Source organism: Dethiothermospora halolimnae (assembly GCF_037577855.1).
In the GTDB taxonomy this organism is placed as follows: domain Bacteria; phylum Bacillota; class Clostridia; order Tissierellales; family VENL01; genus Dethiothermospora; species Dethiothermospora halolimnae.
On the sequence record NZ_JBAKFX010000121.1, the window covers coordinates 1 to 2,916 of the forward strand.

Annotated in this window: 2 protein-coding genes; both read right to left on the reverse strand. The window is 30.4% G+C overall.

The genetic code is table 11. The features are described from left to right. Positions 1 to 468 precede the first annotated feature (468 nt). Positions 469 to 1,605 carry a hypothetical protein gene (locus V6137_RS20715; protein ID WP_425449851.1) on the reverse strand — a complete coding sequence of 379 codons (1,137 nt, stop codon included), beginning with the start codon at positions 1,603 to 1,605 and terminating at the stop codon, positions 469 to 471. A gap of 236 nt (positions 1,606 to 1,841) precedes the next feature. Then, on the reverse strand, positions 1,842 to 2,603 hold the full coding sequence (locus V6137_RS20720; protein WP_425449852.1) for a Cthe_2314 family HEPN domain-containing protein: 762 nt from the start codon (positions 2,601 to 2,603) through the stop codon (positions 1,842 to 1,844). Between the last annotated feature and the right edge of the window lie 313 nt (positions 2,604 to 2,916).

The window sequence follows — 2,916 nt, forward strand, 5'->3', positions numbered from 1 at the left end:
TTTTAAATTCTTTTGTATAACTCTTGTTATTTTTATTATTTTTAGGCATATCAATTCTCCTTAGGTTATTGTCGTAATTATATTATACTATTTATATTCTATACGACAACTATCCTAACATATAGGGCTCCCTAGTAGTATGAAATAAATTGAGTTTTAATGTTGGGATGTTTTGGATGGTTTAAGGTGCCCCATATATTTTTAACGTCTTGTGTTTCAGACGTTCCTGAACTGGACTCTCAACGCCTTCTACATAGGTGGTGCTTGCACCCAGTGAAGAGATGTGCGTAGCGAACGGAGATATTTTGTTAGGTGAAGTTGTCAACGAATACTTTAATGCTAATCAATATTCATTCGCATTATATGGAAAATTGGAACTTAATTAGTTACATACCTTTTATTAGAAAATATAAGCTAGACTGTTACTCTCTAATTGCCCAACATTTTATACTAGTGTATCACAAATGACTATAATGAATTTATGTACTGAATTGCTTCCTCAAAGTCCTTGATGATAGTTTCTGTGATTTCTTTATCAGGAATTACATCTGAATGAGCTATCTTATGTCTGTAGTTTTTCCTATGGTTATCAATAACTATCCATAGCGCATTATTGTCATGCTCGAATGATTTCCCAGTATATTTCTTAAGAAATACATCACATCGCTGTCTAAAATTAGTTTCTGTCTTAGCTAATTCTTTTTCAATATCACTTTGTGAGATTCCTTGTACTTTCATTTTCTCAACTAGTTTCTTTTCGACTGCTATTTCTAGTGCTGCTGAACTTTCAATAATTGCTGAACGATACTCACATCTGTACCAAAGACTTCGTGCCACAATAAGCATTTTTTCATCAATTGGTACTTCAAACCCTGTATCCAATCTGTTATGAAATTGCTCATGTAAATCATCAGTCAAATCAGGAAATAACTTTTTATTTGTAATTATACTTGGTGCTAATCCTCCAAACCTAAATGTATCGAAATATTTACCATCTACATACTGTAAAATCTGGGTGCCTTCTAAAGTATTTTCATTTAGCTTTTCAATCCAAAATAATTTTCTAGTGTAACTATACAGTTCAATAAACCTGTTCAATGCATCATAGTAGTCATATATATTAACTAGCCTATTTAACCTTTTTTTCTGATAAACTCGTAGTTTTAATGATATTTTCTCTTCGTCATTTAAATCGTTATAATATTCTTTTGCTATTTTATTTAATTCCTCAGTATTATTGTATTTTACCTTGTTTATCAACAATTGCGTTGTAACTTGGCTTATACCCTCTTCATCACTAACCTGTTCTATATCATTGTCTGCAATTTCTACTTCCTCAATTATTGATGTTTCAATAAAAGTCTTAGATTTTGAAAAGGCATAATTACTAAATTGATTTTGCACTACAATATTTAGTAATTCTTCTTTATCACCATAATAAACCCTATCATCAGCTTTTTCAGGAAAAGGTGCAACTATTAGCTTATAGTAATCTGAAGATATTTTAAATTTATAATCATAAGTGTCAGTTTTCACTCGATAGTCTCCATCTTTTAGTTCAACCATGAAAGGTAATTCATTAAACATTTTTACTTCAAATCTCATATTCTTCATCTCCTATTTTAATATTATAGAACCACTCCCAATATAACCTCTTAACTCTTATGCATCATAAACCTTCATTTCTACCATATCAGAGTTTTTTCTGAAATTTATTTTAGTGAATCCTTAATTACTAACTAATCATATAGATATTATGACACCTAGCTAAAAATTTCGAATAACGTTCTCACCGTTTCCGATGTCCTACATGATTTTCGTAGGATATTGGAAACGGTATGTTAGGCGAAGTTATTATTGCGTTTCTCAAGTTCTTTATAAACTATTTCCTTCTCATTTTTTGACCAACTATTTATTGTGGTTTCAGTTTTTTCCTTTATAATAGGTGCCATAACTTCGAGTATCTTCATAACACTATTTGATAACACACCATTATTTTCTACGAGATATCCATAGTACCTTTCAAACTCTTTATTAACCTCTCTTCTAAGTTGTTCATTAGGAACTCCTGAATCTGATTTTCTACTCAAAAAACTAAGTCCCGAAAACATAAACCACTCTTCATCATTAAACTCACCTTTATGTACTATATGGTTACGATATTTTCTAAGTTTTTTTGTTTTAACATTCAAATCACACAGAATAAATTGGATATCTTGAGGTAATGACTTCAAATGATACTTAATAATTTTTATAAATGAGCAATGGAAATCTTTAATACCTAACTCGTATATCCCATTTAATAACTTAGAAAGCTTATCTAGCATTGAAAAGATACAACCTAGATAATTTTCAATGTGATATTTCAAATATTCGTCTTCTAAAATTTCTCTTTCATCAAAAAAATCTTTGCTAGGTATTTTCTCAATTAAGCTACAGATCATTCGCATTGTTTCGAAAGACTTATAAATAAACATCGAATCATAAAAAATACCACAAAACTCATTATCAAAATCGTTCAACTCATAATCCAACATTTTCTTTTTAATAACGAAACTCATTCCTATTCCAAGATAATGCTGATATAAATCATAATTGCTCATAAACAACGCTCCTCGATAAATAATTTTGCATAGCGTTCTCGTGTTCCAAGCGTTTCTGAGTCAGACTCCAAAGGAATCCTCTCTAGTGGTGCTCGCACCCGACGAAGGTATGTGGTGTACACTACCCTAAAAATCTTCTGTCGTACACCCTTGATGGAACATATTGTTAGGTGAAGTTTGGCTCACTCCCTATATGTTAGGATAGTTGTCGTATAGAATATAAATAGTATAATATAATTACGACAATAACCTAAGGAGAATTGATATGCCTAAAAATAATAAAAATAACAAGAGTTATACAAAAGAATTTAAA